This is a genomic window from Roseibium sp. JB4-4 (assembly GCF_055693425.1).
On record NZ_CM146333.1, the window covers coordinates 1,461,442 to 1,475,330 of the forward strand.

At 54.0% G+C, this 13,889-nt stretch carries 12 protein-coding genes; 4 read left to right on the forward strand and 8 right to left on the reverse strand.

Going from position 1 to position 13,889, the window contains the following annotated elements; genetic code table 11:
- The first annotated feature begins 101 nt into the window (after positions 1–101).
- Positions 102–1,193 carry a class I SAM-dependent methyltransferase gene (locus ACZ1HV_RS06775; protein ID WP_472717669.1) on the forward strand — a complete coding sequence of 364 codons (1,092 nt, stop codon included), beginning with the start codon at positions 102–104 and terminating at the stop codon, positions 1,191–1,193.
- A gap of 75 nt (positions 1,194–1,268) precedes the next feature.
- On the opposite strand, the gene ACZ1HV_RS06780 is transcribed toward ACZ1HV_RS06775, so the two are convergent.
- From ACZ1HV_RS06780 to ACZ1HV_RS06790, 3 genes are all read right to left on the reverse strand, one after another.
- Complete coding sequence (locus ACZ1HV_RS06780) at positions 1,269–2,105, reverse strand: hypothetical protein (RefSeq protein WP_472717670.1); 837 nt, start codon at positions 2,103–2,105, stop codon at positions 1,269–1,271.
- Between the two features lie 100 nt (positions 2,106–2,205).
- Positions 2,206–4,095, reverse strand: a complete 1,890-nt coding sequence (locus ACZ1HV_RS06785) for an ABC transporter ATP-binding protein (protein WP_298958297.1) — start codon at positions 4,093–4,095, stop codon at positions 2,206–2,208.
- A 102-nt stretch (positions 4,096–4,197) separates the two neighbouring features.
- Positions 4,198–4,824: a helix-turn-helix transcriptional regulator gene (locus ACZ1HV_RS06790; protein ID WP_298958299.1), complete on the reverse strand. Its 627-nt coding sequence runs from the start codon at positions 4,822–4,824 to the stop codon at positions 4,198–4,200.
- 358 nt (positions 4,825–5,182) lie between these two features.
- Between ACZ1HV_RS06790 and ACZ1HV_RS06795 the strand changes: the two genes are divergently transcribed.
- Both ACZ1HV_RS06795 and ACZ1HV_RS06800 read left to right on the forward strand, forming a co-directional pair.
- The gene (locus ACZ1HV_RS06795; RefSeq protein ID WP_472717671.1) at positions 5,183–7,180 is read left to right on the forward strand and encodes a putative bifunctional diguanylate cyclase/phosphodiesterase; all 1,998 of its coding nucleotides are present in this window, start codon (positions 5,183–5,185) and stop codon (positions 7,178–7,180) included.
- 47 nt (positions 7,181–7,227) lie between these two features.
- Positions 7,228–7,545 carry a DUF2293 domain-containing protein gene (locus ACZ1HV_RS06800; protein WP_472717672.1) on the forward strand — a complete coding sequence of 106 codons (318 nt, stop codon included), beginning with the start codon at positions 7,228–7,230 and terminating at the stop codon, positions 7,543–7,545.
- 45 nt (positions 7,546–7,590) lie between these two features.
- Here the strand turns inward: ACZ1HV_RS06800 and ACZ1HV_RS06805 are convergent, their stop codons facing one another.
- From ACZ1HV_RS06805 to ACZ1HV_RS06820, 4 genes are all read right to left on the reverse strand, one after another.
- Positions 7,591–7,983: a RidA family protein gene (locus ACZ1HV_RS06805; protein WP_472717673.1), complete on the reverse strand. Its 393-nt coding sequence runs from the start codon at positions 7,981–7,983 to the stop codon at positions 7,591–7,593.
- Positions 7,984–8,042: 59 nt separating this feature from the next.
- The gene (locus tag ACZ1HV_RS06810) at positions 8,043–8,660 is read right to left on the reverse strand and encodes an MOSC domain-containing protein (RefSeq protein WP_472717674.1); all 618 of its coding nucleotides are present in this window, start codon (positions 8,658–8,660) and stop codon (positions 8,043–8,045) included.
- 179 nt (positions 8,661–8,839) lie between these two features.
- A complete protein-coding gene (locus ACZ1HV_RS06815) occupies positions 8,840–9,667 on the reverse strand; it encodes a hypothetical protein (RefSeq protein WP_298815881.1) in 828 nt (275 codons plus the stop codon).
- A 172-nt stretch (positions 9,668–9,839) separates the two neighbouring features.
- Positions 9,840–12,095 carry an FUSC family protein gene (locus ACZ1HV_RS06820; protein ID WP_472717675.1) on the reverse strand — a complete coding sequence of 752 codons (2,256 nt, stop codon included), beginning with the start codon at positions 12,093–12,095 and terminating at the stop codon, positions 9,840–9,842.
- Positions 12,096–12,237: 142 nt separating this feature from the next.
- Between ACZ1HV_RS06820 and ACZ1HV_RS06825 the strand changes: the two genes are divergently transcribed.
- Positions 12,238–12,765 (forward strand): ricin-type beta-trefoil lectin domain protein, encoded by a 528-nt coding sequence (locus tag ACZ1HV_RS06825; protein WP_472717676.1) that lies wholly within the window; start codon positions 12,238–12,240, stop codon positions 12,763–12,765.
- 284 nt (positions 12,766–13,049) lie between these two features.
- Here the strand turns inward: ACZ1HV_RS06825 and ACZ1HV_RS06830 are convergent, their stop codons facing one another.
- On the reverse strand, positions 13,050–13,577 hold the full coding sequence (locus ACZ1HV_RS06830) for a phosphoribosyl-AMP cyclohydrolase (protein ID WP_298958311.1): 528 nt from the start codon (positions 13,575–13,577) through the stop codon (positions 13,050–13,052).
- Between the last annotated feature and the right edge of the window lie 312 nt (positions 13,578–13,889).

Below are 13,889 nucleotides of genomic sequence, written 5' to 3' on the forward strand. Positions count from 1 at the left end.
CTGGCACCCAATGACGCTGGCCAAAACGACCCTTAAAACTTAGGCTGAACTGTGCAAATCCTTAGGGCATACTGAAAATCGTGGGAACGCCGGAGATTTCTATGACAAGTGGCAAGGCAGTAAATCGCACGACCGACGGTATGGTCGACTACGATGCGAATTCTCGCGCACAGCAAAGCAATGCTCTCGCAAACGCCAGAGTTATCAGTGAACTTGCCCAGCGCGTCTCCTCACATGCTGACGTCCTGAACATGACCGACTTTGGCTGCGGCCCCGGGCAAAGCGCAATTGAAACCGTAAAACCGGCCCTCTCCTGCTGGCACGATTGTGCGCCCAACAAGATGGTCTCCGTGTGTCATGCCGACCAGCCCGGCAACGACTGGAACGCACTCATGCATCGGATCTTCGGTGACAACGGGTATGTGCAGGGCACAAACCCGGCGCAGGTCTCAACATCCGTTGGTTCATTTTATGAGCGCATGCGGCCGGACCGGTCCGTTTCTCTGGCGACGTGTTTCTTTGCAAGCCATTGGCTTCGCAGCCCCGCTTCATTGCCCGCTCCCGACACGGTCTGGTTTGCCGATCTTACTGGCGAGGCCAGAACCAGAATGTGGCAAATCGCCGAACGGGACTGGATCAGATTCCTGCGCCTGCGCGCAGAAGAACTGCGTCCGGACGGCTACCTTTTTGTCTCGACCATCGGCGCTGTCCCGAACAAGGGAGAAATCAATGGCACTGCGGCTTCCGGGCGGACGCTTTACAGAGCAATGCAGGAGGTGACTTCCAGCATGACCGAAGATGGTCTGCTGGACCGAAAAGCTTCAGAAACCTTCCTGTTCGGCCTTTGGTTCATGACTGCGGAAGAAGCGCGCAGTTCCTTTGAGATCCATGCCGATCTGAATGAAGCCTATGAAATAGATACAATCGAGGTTGTCCCGGATCGGAACGGTGACATCTTCGCCGATCACGTCGATGAACCGGAACTCTATGCACAGAGCTATGCCGGATATACACGTGCATTTGCAGCCAGCTCCCTGAGGCGTCAACTCTTTCGCCCGTCTGAAACGACCAAGCGAACCGCTGAAGCACTTGAGACAGAATTTTTCAAAAGATATGAAGCACTTTACAAAGACAAGACTTCTGCACTTGCACTTGAGCAATGGCACTTGAATGTTATCTTACGAAGGCGATAAGTCCGACTGTCCTGCGATTTTCAAAAGATTCGGCGAAGCGACGCACAGGCTCCAGCGGTTCCCGTCACACCTTGATCAGAACCTTGTTCCCTCGCCCGGTGGACTAACGCTGCGCCCTTGATCATTTTTCTTAAGTCGTTTGAACTTGCCGCCGGCAGGTACCAATTCTTTGAGTTTCCCGGATTTGATCTTCATGATTTTGGAGCTGCTTGTTTTATTGGCTTTCCTGCCCGTAAAGACAACGTCGTCGAACTCGAAAGTACCCCGTCCAAAAGCCGCAAGCGCCAATTGAAATTCTCGGTACTTCAATCGGTCGAACGGCACGCGCGTGATCTCGATACCATTTCCTCTGAAAACCAGTTCGTTTCCCAAAACCCTATAACTTATGCGGTTCGGTCCACGCCTTTTCAGGGCAGCGTGTGCGCCGCTATAGGCCAAAGTCAGTTTGCCGCGTTCCTTTCGCAGAACGTGGTATTTTCCCTTGCTTGCAACAGCAAATAACCAGTAGTCGCCGTGTCTACCCGTCAGCACCGCTATACCGGCGCCGCCCCTGCCAGAATTATCTGAAATCACCGTGACGGCCATTGCCCTGCCGTACAAGCGGGTTAGACTGTTCGTTCCTTCAAAGCGTGCCCAGTTGATAATGTCATAGTGGGCGGCTTTGGGGCTGGCATCATTGACGAAAACAAGCTTGCCTCCGTCGACTTTTTTCATCCAGGGCCGATCAGTTTGGTCAAACTCAATTTGGCCACCCAGCATCAACTCGGGATCGTCACCGTTGAAGTCTTCTTTGTAAGTGAGTTTGCCCGGCGATCTGTCCGAACCTGCCTGAGCCCTGGCAACGCCAACCGCGACAACACCGGACGCAAGCATCAGAACGATAGTAAGGAAGACACTTTTCCAGACCGGCATCCACCCACTCCAGTTTCGATACAGCAGGTTGTCTATAGGTTGCATCGAGCGGAGAGCGAAGCAGGAACTCTACTTAGAGTTAATTTTACTCACGCCACACCTAAGTCTGCTCTGTTGAATCAAATGCCAGAAACCCGCCGGATTGCCGTTCCCAAAGCGTTGCATATAGCCCGCCGCGGGTCAGCAAATCGCGATGGCTGCCTTCTTCAATGATTTTGCCTTTGTCCATCACAACCAGCCGATCCATTGCAGCAATGGTCGACAGGCGATGGGCAACTGCAAGCGTCGTACGTCCTTCCATCATGCGTGCAAGGTTTTGCTGAATGGCAAGTTCCGCCTCGCTGTCGAGTGCCGAAGTTGCCTCGTCCAAGATCAAAATTGGAGCATCCTTCAAAAGGACCCTTGCGATCGTGATCCTTTGTCGCTGGCCGCCTGAAAGCTTGACGCCGCGATCTCCTACGTGCGCATCAAGCCCTTGCCTGCCTTTGCTGTCTTTCTGATCTTCAATGAAGTTCAGTGCCTCTGCCGCCCGCGCCGCTTGCAGAATTTCGGCGTCCGTTGCCTCAGGCTTGCCATAGCGGATGTTGTCTCGGATAGAGCGGTTCAAAAGCGAGATATCCTGGGTTACGACACCGATCTGACTGCGCAGGGAGACCTGAGTAATGTCCCTCACATCCTGGCCGTCGATGGAAATGCTGCCGGCGGACACGTCGCGCAGTCTCATGAGAAGAGAAATGACCGTTGACTTGCCTGCCCCGGACAAGCCGACCAAGCCAACACGCTCACCAGCGGAAATTCTGAGATCGAAGTCTTCCAGAACCGGTTGACGGTCCTCCTGATAGGCGAAGGAGACCCTATCAAAGTTGATTTCTCCTGTGTCGACACTTAATTCGACCGCGTCGCGTTTGTCCGTTATTTCCGGTCGGCTCGTCATGATCGGCATGGCATCCTTTATGGTGCCAAGCGTGCTTGTAACCGACTGACCGACGCCGATAAAACTCGAAGAAGCAGCTGAGAGTGAACGCGTTACGGTCAGGCCGGCGACAAAGTCTCCGATCGAAACCCAGCCTCCGCTCATACCCCAAAAACCTATGGCGACAACGGCCAGCACCATTAGAACGTTAAGAAAATGGACGCTGCTATCAGTCAGAATGTAGGAACGATTTTCGTTGTGGCGCGTATCGATGGTTTCACCGATCACCTTCCTGATAGCGCCGGCTTCAGAATCTTCAGCCGCAAAAAGTTTCACCATGGCAATGTTGGAGTAAACGTCCGTCATGGCCCCGGTCGCGCGCGAGTTGGCCGCCGCCACTTTGGCGGAGCGCTGCAAATAGGCCGGGATCGCGGCCCAGGCGACCACAATATTGGCACCAATCCAGATCAACACCGGGATAGCCAGCGGCCAGGCCAATGCCAGCAGCAACAGAAATGAACCACCAAACTGGATCGCAAGGAAAGGGATGGTTTCGATTGCCAACATCATCTGCCGATGAACGGACATTGTGACTTGAGCAATCCGCGAAGCGACCTGACCGGCAAAGGTATCTTCAAAAAATGCGAGATCCTGCGCTTCCACCGCCTTGTGAGCCTGCCAGCGCATGGCCGCTGGAAGCAGTATCCGGACCGTTTGAAAGGCGAAAGTCTGCCGCAGCAGAAACACGACCGGATCCACCAGAACAAACAGAACGAAAATGACAGTTAGAAACCTGCCATGTGTTTGCAGGAACGCTTGAGGCCCCTGCCCGGTCACCCCATCCACGACATAGGCAATCGCCCAAATTCCAGCCAGACCCAGCGCAGATGAAATCATAGCCAGAACCGACACGACAACAAGCTGCCACCGGAACATCTTGGCAAAATGCCAGACGAGAAATAGCGGACCTTTGTCCGGCAAAGGCGCGACGGGAAGCTCCAAAGGCTTGAAATGTGTCTCGAACGGTTGGAAATACCGATCGATCAACCGCGCCAGGACCGGTTTCATGAACGACATTGCCCGACCTCCTTGCAACGCGATGGGGCTTGTTGGTTTTGATGGTCACACAAGACTGGATCTGCCAGGGAAATCTTCTGACACAGACGGCAGAAAACGGTCTCAGGCACGTGCCTCGATGCGGTAGACGCACCGCCTGTCGCCTGAGAGTTGGTGTTCAAGGCGCTCAACGTCAACATCGGGACCAAGCACATCCTGAAACAGCTTCAGTTCCGATCTGCAAAAGCCCTGACAGGCAGTTGCAGCGGCACAGATCGAGCAATGGTTCTCGATAAGCAAAAATCCGTCACCCTCTTGCGCGACATCCGCCATGTAGCCTTCCTGCGTGCGTAACTCGGCCAGAACACCCACCTTCTCAGACAAGCTGGACGTTTCGCTCAAGGCTTCCAGATAGGCGATCCGGCTATGCTCCTCGCGATGAGAGATCAGTTTCTCCAGTCCATCGGCACCGTAAAGATCAGTTAGGCCGTTCAGCAGCCCCAGCACCAGATTGGAGTGATTGTCCGGAAATTGCTGATGCCCCTGGGGTGTCAGATCCCACACTCGTTTGGGACGCCCGACCGACCCTTTCAGATCCTCAAAAGCCACCAGATCATCCTGCAACAACCCATCAAGGTGCTGACGAACGGCGACTGATGTCACATTGAGCCCTTCGGCAAGATCCGCCGCTGTTTTGGGTCCGGATGACTTCAGAGCGTTCAGGAGCCGTGTTCTGGTTCTATCTGCCATGGCTGGATATATAGCGCATTTCGCCGATAAAAAAATAGTTCGCTTTTCTTATTAGCGGCGGTTTACCCGCAATCCATCGCTGTCCTGTCTTGCGGTAAAGAGGCGGCGAGCCTGCAAACGAGTACGTGTGTACGTCGCAAGGCCCGGATTTGGAAACAGAAATCACAGAACAATGCAACTCGAACCATCAGGACACACACTTAAAAGTTGCTTTTCCAATCACTGCACCGTATTAACGCTTCGTCATCCATGTGATCTTTTGGCGCAAATTGTCAAACGCGTTAAGTAACGCGCTTTTACATCTATAACTTTTCTTTCATCTTCTATCCGATAGAAATAAAGCATGGCAGAGGAGAAGATGAGCAAATTTTCGGCGTTCGTGAGATGGATGATGATCGATCCTCGCCATCCGGAGATCGCGCAGGCTCAATACAATGAGCTGAAGTCGCAAATTCCTTCCCTTTATGCCTTGCTGATGGTCAACGCGATTGCGGTTTCCTACACGCATTACGATGTTGCACCATTCTATCTGACCGTCGGCATTCTTGTTCCGATGCTGATCTTCACGTCGATCAGAATGGTGACGTGGCTGCGTGCGCGCAGAGTGGTTCTGGGGCCGGACCAGGCCATCAAAAAGATGCGCCAGACGGTCATTCTGGGCAGCCTCGTCGCAGTCATCTACATCGCCTGGTCTTTGAGCCTGGACGGATATGGCGGCCCTGCCGAAAGAGGGCATATCGCGCTCTTCATCGCCATCACGGTCATCGGTTGCATATTCTGTTTGATGAACCTGCCGCAGGCAGCTCTCATGGTGATGATTATCGTCACCGTCCCCTACCTCTTTCACTACATCCGCCAGGAACAAGACGTTTACATCGCCATCGCGATGAACATCTTTCTTGTCTGCCTTGTTGTCATTCAGGTTCTGCTCAGCGGTTACAAGGGGTTTTGCAAACTCGTCCGTTCTCAGGCCGCACTGGCTGCCAAGCAAAAGGAAACAGAACGACTGAGCGCTGAAAATGCTCAGCTCGCACAGACCGATGCCCTGACCGGTCTTCCCAACCGACGCTATTTCTTCAACAGGCTCGAAAGCCTGATTTCTGACGTGAAAGGAACCGACGCTGTTTTTGCCGTCGGAGTTGTTGATCTGGACCGGTTCAAGCCCATCAACGACACATATGGTCACAAGCTTGGCGATCAGCTCCTCACCGAGGTCGGGAACCGGCTGAAAAGCATCGGTATGTCGCAGTTGGACATTTGCCGGCTGGGTGGCGACGAGTTCGGTTTTCTTTACCGGGGCGATCTGGAAGACGCTGCACAGACCGGTCAAACCATCTGCGAACAAATCAGCGAACCCTATCGCATCGGGGATCTGCAACTAACCGTCGGAGCATCTTGCGGAATTGCTTATTATCCGGAAGCCGGCACGAGCGCGCATGTTCTCTTCGACCGGTCGGACTATGCGCTCTACAATTCCAAAACGGCCTCACGCGGTCGAACGACCGTTTATTCAGCTGAACATGAGGCACGCATCCGTTCCGAGCGGGCGATTGAAAACGCTCTGCAAAACGCAGATCTAGCTGAAGAATTTGAGATTTACTTCCAACCGGTCATTTCTCTGCCGGAACGTGAAGTTGTCGGCTTCGAGGCCCTTGCACGCTGGGACAGTCCGGTTTTGAGCCGGGTTCCACCCGATCGTTTCATTCCGATCGCCGAGCGCACCGGCATGATCCATCGGTTGACCGTTCACCTTTTCGAGCGGGCCGTGGAGCAGATCAATGGCTTGCCGGGTTCGCTCAGTCTTTCCTTCAATCTGTCCGCCCACGACGTCACCTCGGCAGAGACGGTCGCTGCGCTCTTGGACATCATTCGCCAGAAAAAAATTGATCCACGCAGGATCATGTTCGAAATCACCGAAACGTCGGTCATTGGCAGCTATGAAGCTGCAGAAACTTGCCTCAAGACGCTGCGGGCTGCCGGGGTAAAACTGGCCCTGGACGATTTCGGAACCGGTTATTCCAGCCTCGGCTATCTGCACAGACTGCCCATAGACTGCGTCAAGATCGATCGCAGTTTCGTTTCCGGCATCGCGGACCCTGTCGCCATTGGCGTCGTCAACTCGATCGTCAATCTTTGCCGCTCAATGGAGATCTTGTGTGTGGTTGAAGGCGTTGAAAAGCCGGACCAACTTGAGGTCCTGGAAGCACTGCAGTGCCATCTGGTCCAGGGTTTTCTGTTCGGCCGCCCGCAACCCTATGAAACAGTTGCAGCCAGTGCCATTGAAGCCGGGACGGTCGACGGCCTCTCCTTGTCGAACGGCTCCATCAGCGGAAAAGTTCTCCATTCGAACGGCTGATCGTTTTTGTTGCTGATGTAGAGCCACTTGCCGTGCTACCAGAAGTCATGACTGGCGGTACGAAACGACAAAAAGACATGCGCAAGGCCTTGCGGCTCTTGTTGCCGCACATACCGATGCGCGACGCCGAATCCATCCTCACAGCATCACTGGCAGGGCATCTCAGGCAACTTCCGCCGTCCATCGCGCTATGGCAGGCGACTACGAGCTATGTGAGGCATGAATTGACGGACTACGATGTGCTGCTAGACGATGGCTACGACAGGGATGCCGCCAGGTTCTTTGTCGTCGACGACATGAACACGGTTCTGGAGGGCTGGGGCTGTAAAAACCGTGTCTCGGCAGAAGACGATTTTGTTTCCTGAAGACACAGCTCCTGTTGCGACTGTCGCTCCTGGAGGTGAAACGCCCTAGGGTCGCCGCGCGACCAGGTCGATTTCAACCAGCGCATCAACAGCCAGGCCCGAAACGCCAACGCAGGTGCGCCCCGGTAGTTTTCCTTTGTCGAAGAATTTCTTGTAGGTCTCGTTCATGGCCTGATAGTCGCGTTTGAACTCGGTCAGATAAACTCTCATGAAGGTAACGTTTTCCAATCCAAGGCCGAGCCCTGCCAAAACAAGTTTCAAGTTTTCCATCACCCGTTCGGTTTGCGCCTCAACACCGTCAGGCAAAGGGGCATCGGGCGCATCGGGTGCCGTCGGCATCTGGCCAGTGACGAAGATCCAACCGTCGATTTCAACGGCATGGGAAAACGGGGCGACCGGTTCGGGAGCCTGATCAATCATATGATGGATGGGAAGCATCATGTTCTCCACGTTGTTGAAACTCTTGCAACAGGGTACGGCCCCATAGAATTGGGCATTCAGGAGCGCCGGTAAATCCATTGCTCAGGAATATGCGCCACCACCCCTTCACCCGAACGGGCAACACCGGGTTTTTCGACATAACCCACGAGGCCACGCAATCCCCGCGCTTTTTGTGCGAAAAGGAGATCCAGCCCTTCCCGGTCAGGGTAGTTTTGCGCAATCGCGGCCCCTGCAAAGCGACACGGCAGATTGTCACCGTCGACGCGGATCACAAGGCCACTTTCGAAAACCAACCGAGTGCGCGCCGGGACCCTGGTCAAGTCAGGAATGCCGGAGAGAAGAAAATTTGCTCCGATCCACGCAGGCTTCAGCTCCTCGATCTGCATAAGTGCAGCAATCTTGATGAGCTCCTCGCTGGAAAGAATCGATACCTGCCGTTCGTTGCACATCTGCGTGCCACGTGGATACCAGGGCTCCCGCCCACCGGACAGCCTTGTAAAACCGGCATGTCGGTCGCCGGGGATACCCTCGAAAGTCAGTTCCAGAAAATCGACTGGATCTGTTCGAAAGTCATCCTTGTCGGACGTTCCGAAAATACCTTCGATACGCCCGGAGACTTTAAATTTTGGCGTAGTCTCGAAGGTGTCGGGAAGGAGCGAAAGCTGGTCACTCATGAAGGCCTCCTGATGGCGATTTCGGCCAATCTAGGTGCGGAAGTCTCCCTGAACCAGCAAATCTAATTGATGGATTGATCAAGAATGCCGATTGATGCGTCCCGGCCAAAAGCCGGTTGCACGCTGGCGTTATCCGACAATGCCTTCCGTGTCCTGGGACACGGAAGGCAGTCTTTCAACTATTGAAGCTTTACAGTGCAGACCATTTGCGTGTGCTGCGAATTGATCCAGCAATTCGACGGCAGCGGTCCTGTCGGGATCGGATAGTAGTAATAGGCAGGCTGCTTGTTGGCATTGGCGATCGCAGCTCCCGTTGCCACACCAGCAGCATAGGCTCCTGGATGATAATAGGGTCCATACGGCGGATATGGCGGGTAATACGGGTGATGGGGCGGGTAGTAGGGATGATAAGGATGGTGCCATGCGCGGCATCGTGGATCCTGGGGCGAGTGATAACAGTAAGGACCGTAGGGCTCGAACCCTACACTTCCCGGCGCGGCTGCTGTCGCGCCATGACGCTGCGCGCGATGCGGTCTTGAACTGCGGTCAATGAACAGGGCAACACCTTCAGCGCTTTCCGGTAGCTCACCACGCAACAGCGTGACACCATAAACCATGGTTGAGCCTTCGGTTTTGGCCGACGTCAGCTCGACAAGTGCCGGTGCCTTGTCGGTCTTGCTAAGGATACTGACCACCGCGTTTGGCGGGTCGCCTTCGAAGCCGTCAGCAGATGTCCAGAAATCCGCAAACTGTGCGTTGGTAATCTGGCCGCCAACGCGATAGGGACGGTCGCTGAAATAGAGCACACCAGTGTTGGCATTCGACAAGGTCAACGTGCTGCCGTCAAACGTCATATCTCCGGCTTGCTGCACAAAATCATATGTCGGCGGCGGTGTTGGATCCGCATTAACTGGTTGGGCGTCCTGGGCCATTGCCTGGCCGGACATCATGATACCGGCAAGACCGGCTGCAATCATGAAATCACGCGCTGAATGAAGTGTCGTCATTATCCATACCTCCTCCGGGTGTTACCCGATCTTCAGCTTTTTACACGGGTTGCGAATTTCAATTGTGATATGGAACACACTGTGCCGCGCCAAATGCAGCTGGATGAAGGCCACAGGGTGAAATCTTGGTAACGTTGCCCCTCCTATGTCCGCCGATGGCAACCTTCTCGTTTCAACGGACCGCCGGCGCCATAGAGGTTTCAAATGCCAATGACCAAAGATTGTCTTCTTTCAAAGCGTTGAGACAATAGATCACCTTTCGTGCGTGATAGAGCATGGCAACCCAATCGGTGATCAGATCAGTGTCTTTGCCTGCAAGATCAGGCAAAACCGCTAGCCAATCGTCGGCAATCTCTGTCCCACGCTCAGCCAGGATCTCATCAAACACACTCAAAATGCGGGTATTGAGCCTATACGCAAGCTTCTGAAGATCGACGGCATCCGGAACCATGGACAATTCCTGTTCCACCGCCGTTCGGGCTTGATGGTAGAGAACCACATAGTCGGCCAGAACGATCACCAGAACATCAAGTCTGTTGGCCGCTCCGGAAAAACTCGACCAGGGAGCCTGTTCGGCACGATAGGCACTTGCGGTTGTCACCAGCTTGCCGGCGGACACGCGCAATGCGGAAAAGTCTCCCCAGTCGTCCTTTGCCCTGGCCCCGTCCGTGCGCAGATAGTCTTTACAGGCGCTCAGATAGTCAGCAGCAAGCGCGCGGATCCCGGTGTCAGACCGTTTTGGAAAGAGGACAAATGCAACGCCCAACCCGATACCCGCGCCAATGAGCGTGTCATAGAGCCGTGACCAGAGCTCCAAAATTGGAAGGTCTTCGAGCGTCTGAAGCCCCATGACCACCAGAAAGCTTATGATACCGGACGCGACCGCATAGTTGCGTTCCATGAAGACGATTACGACAGGAATCGATACCACGACCAGGCCAATTCGGAACTCCGGCACCGAAGAAAGCAAAGGATCAACGGCCATTGCGACAACAACACCGGCTGCTGTACCGAGGCTTCGCTGAATGGTGCGCTGAACTGTTGTTCCAAGCGTGTTGCTCAGAACTATGACAATTGTCAGCGTCACCCAATAGGCGTGGCTCAGCTGAAAATAGACACCAAGGCCATATCCTATTGCAGCTGCGACCCCTGCCTGGAGCGCGAGCGGCCAGGACAGGCGGGTCAACCAAGCCGCCTTGCTGAGTTCCGCCGCTGCGGGCGGAATTTTGGGGACAGGGCTGCCCCTTCGCGACAACGCGCTCAATCTCTTGAACGCTTGAGCAATCCTAAGGATTTGGAACTGATCACTCACCGGAAGATCCGTATCCGGTATCTCCCAGCCTTTTCCGCAATCTTCCGACTTTGGCACGCTACCAGATTTGAGCGCTGCCGCGAGTTCATCGACCGAGTTTTTGAAAGTCGGTGTTGAGGTTAGCCGCACTTTGCCAGATTTCGTCAGGTGGGCCAACGCATCCCGAACCACCTCCAAAGCAAGTTCGATCATGGTTGCATTTTCCGGCGAGAGGCCTCGAACTGAGGGCTTTGCACCCAGGAGCTGCGTACAAAGTCGCAGTTCCCCGCGCAAAGCCGCCAGATCCGCCATAGCAGCGGCAGCACTCTGGCGATCTTCCAGCAAACCGGTGGCTGCAAGATTTAGAAATCCGGCCATAGCCTCCCGGTTGGCCGCCTCCACGCGAAGATAGGTCTTTTCGGTTGAAGGTCGCCACACGCCTACGCGGATGGCCATCGCAACGACTGCTCCCAGGACGGCCATTGCCGGCATCCAGATGCCGGGAGAACTTGGCAAGCTGCCCATGATCACGAACAACCAGCAAATCGCCATCATGCGACCGGCGCGCTGCCAAAATCCACCGATCCCGTCCAGCGCGAAACCAAGCGCGATTACAGCAACCCAGATCAGTTGCAAAACCAGTGAGCCTGATGCTCCTGCCAGAGTTCCGGCAAGCCCGCCAATACTGAAGAGAAGTACCAAGACACCTGCCATTGCAGTCAGCGAGGCAATTTCCTGACGGCGCGTCGCAACGGGTGTGAAGATCAGGCAATGAGCACCTGCTGCCGCGGCAAGCACGGCCAGTTTGAAGCCAGAGACATTCTCGACAAAACCGCCGGCCATGTGACCCAGTGCGGCAGCCACGAGAACGGTCAGCATCAAATGCACACCGCGCACAAGTCTGAGTGCGCCAGGGTCATAGGTCAGCAATCGAGATAGTGTGTGAAACAGCTTTTGAAGCATTGGCCTAACGTGAACTGCCGGTGTCAAATCGTTGGTTTTCTTATCAAGACCCTTTAGTCGATCAGAGTCAGGCAACAGCAAGTCCCAGAATGCAGCCGAATACCGGTTACAGCAAAGGAAAAGACGAAACTCGTCTCCTGGGGTTGATCTCAAGGCACCTTTGTCCGTTGCCATGAGACGCTTCGAATATCGGACATCGCAGCACCAGAGCAAAACGGCGCAGACAGTTTGTTACACTTTTAGGCGTTGAGCGATGTTGCTCGCATTGCCTGTCAACTTTAGCCTACCGAGGATTTCAGCTTTCTGGAGACACAGCATGATCCGCACATCCTCAATTGCAGCGACCGCTGTGTTGACCCTTGCGACTGTTCACACAGCCACCGCTGCTCCTCCTGATCTCAAAACGCCGGCGCCCGTCATCTATTTGGCCGACAATCTGGATGAAAACCAGAACCTCGGCTTCTGCATAGACACGGTCGGACGCGGCTTGTCGGACCGCCTTCATGCCCATTCGTGCAAGCCGCAAGGCGGCGATGTGCAGTTCCTCTTCCTGGCGGACACTGGAAAGATCAAGTCCGCGACATTTGAAAACCTGTGCGCCGAACTGCTTGCCCCGGCGGCGGCGGGTGTAACCCTTGGGCTCCTACCCTGCAGCGACAACCCGATGCAGGCCTTCGCTTACGATCCAGGCAAGCAGGAATTCCAGCCTCAAGGCACAAGCGATCTTTGCCTGGCCAGCCCGGGAGATACACGCAGCGCAGGACCGTTCGTTTCACGCGACCTTGCCCTTGCCAATTGCGCCTCAACGCCTCCTGCTCAAAAGCAATGGGTCATTCGGGAATAACCGACGTTACAAGGGTCCCGGCTCAGTGCCATTCACTCGAGCGATGCGGGAAACATTCTGCACTGCACGAATGTCCGAAAGGCGCTCAGGATGTGCAACATAGTCTTCGAATACGGCTGAGAACGTTTTACAAGCCGTTCAAGGTGGAATCTAAACCCAACCAAGCGATTTGTTTTCAGGGCAGACTTGTTCACCCAAAACCGAACAATGGAACGTTCAGCTAAGGTGAATTTATTTCGCCGCTCAAGTAATTTTCTAATACTTACAAAAAGCCAGTCAATTACTCATGGCGAATACGGCAATGATGAGTGATGCAGGTTGATTTTCAAATTTCCATCAGCATCTCTCAAGTAACCAAACGTGTACTCTACTTTAACTTCCTCTCCATCAGGATCAGTGAAGAAGTAGTTACCCATTGCCATTGCTACTTCGTCACTCGTAAAAATTCCATTGTTTTCCCAACGTACATTTGTCCACCCCTTGGTAGCAAAACCACTATCTTCTGTACCATCAGCGCCAATGAAATAGCTTAGTGCTTCATCAAATGTTTCACGGAATTGGTCTTCAGCTGCCAACGTCGGTTTGAACATAACGTCGGTGTCGCCATAGGCATAAAGTTTCTGAATATGATCGGTCGCACGGGTTTTGAAGTCACCGCCGTTTGCGTACAGAGCAGCTATTTCAACGATCCCTTTGCCCCAGCGTTCCTGGGCATCGATAACGGCTTGCTCCGAGATCTCTCCACCAAGAGCTGCGCCGGAAAACATCAACGAAAGCCCGACACTTGCCGCGATGGTATTTTTGATAGTCATTGCTTTTCCTAGAACCAAGTTGACATTCGATTTCGTACTCAAGGCCCGCCCTTGAGGGAACCTCCATATTGCAGCCTATGAATGCTAATTCCTGATATGCAATCATTGCGTTCAAAAGAAGGTTGGAACGGTTTCGTTCAGTTTCTCAACTTTTTCTGTGATTTTCGTGAGGCGGTATCGGTAGGCCTTTCTGACCCTACTGTAGAAACGAGGACAGAGCTTACACTGAACATGCAGGCTCAAAGACTGCCGGTAACAGCGATTTTGCCCAATCATACGCACGCCATTCTGACCACTCGGCAGGCAACTGAA

Coding starts and splice junctions, on each gene's coding strand:
- ACZ1HV_RS06775 (WP_472717669.1), top strand. CDS start 102: ATGACAAGTGGCAAGGCAGTAAATCGCACGACCGACGGTATGGTCGAC.
- ACZ1HV_RS06780 (WP_472717670.1), bottom strand. CDS start 2,105: ATGCCGGTCTGGAAAAGTGTCTTCCTTACTATCGTTCTGATGCTTGCG.
- ACZ1HV_RS06785 (WP_298958297.1), bottom strand. CDS start 4,095: ATGTCGTTCATGAAACCGGTCCTGGCGCGGTTGATCGATCGGTATTTC.
- ACZ1HV_RS06790 (WP_298958299.1), bottom strand. CDS start 4,824: ATGGCAGATAGAACCAGAACACGGCTCCTGAACGCTCTGAAGTCATCC.
- ACZ1HV_RS06795 (WP_472717671.1), top strand. CDS start 5,183: ATGAGCAAATTTTCGGCGTTCGTGAGATGGATGATGATCGATCCTCGC.
- ACZ1HV_RS06800 (WP_472717672.1), top strand. CDS start 7,228: ATGACTGGCGGTACGAAACGACAAAAAGACATGCGCAAGGCCTTGCGG.
- ACZ1HV_RS06805 (WP_472717673.1), bottom strand. CDS start 7,983: ATGCTTCCCATCCATCATATGATTGATCAGGCTCCCGAACCGGTCGCC.
- ACZ1HV_RS06810 (WP_472717674.1), bottom strand. CDS start 8,660: ATGAGTGACCAGCTTTCGCTCCTTCCCGACACCTTCGAGACTACGCCA.
- ACZ1HV_RS06815 (WP_298815881.1), bottom strand. CDS start 9,667: ATGACGACACTTCATTCAGCGCGTGATTTCATGATTGCAGCCGGTCTT.
- ACZ1HV_RS06820 (WP_472717675.1), bottom strand. CDS start 12,095: ATGGCAACGGACAAAGGTGCCTTGAGATCAACCCCAGGAGACGAGTTT.
- ACZ1HV_RS06825 (WP_472717676.1), top strand. CDS start 12,238: ATGATCCGCACATCCTCAATTGCAGCGACCGCTGTGTTGACCCTTGCG.
- ACZ1HV_RS06830 (WP_298958311.1), bottom strand. CDS start 13,577: ATGACTATCAAAAATACCATCGCGGCAAGTGTCGGGCTTTCGTTGATG.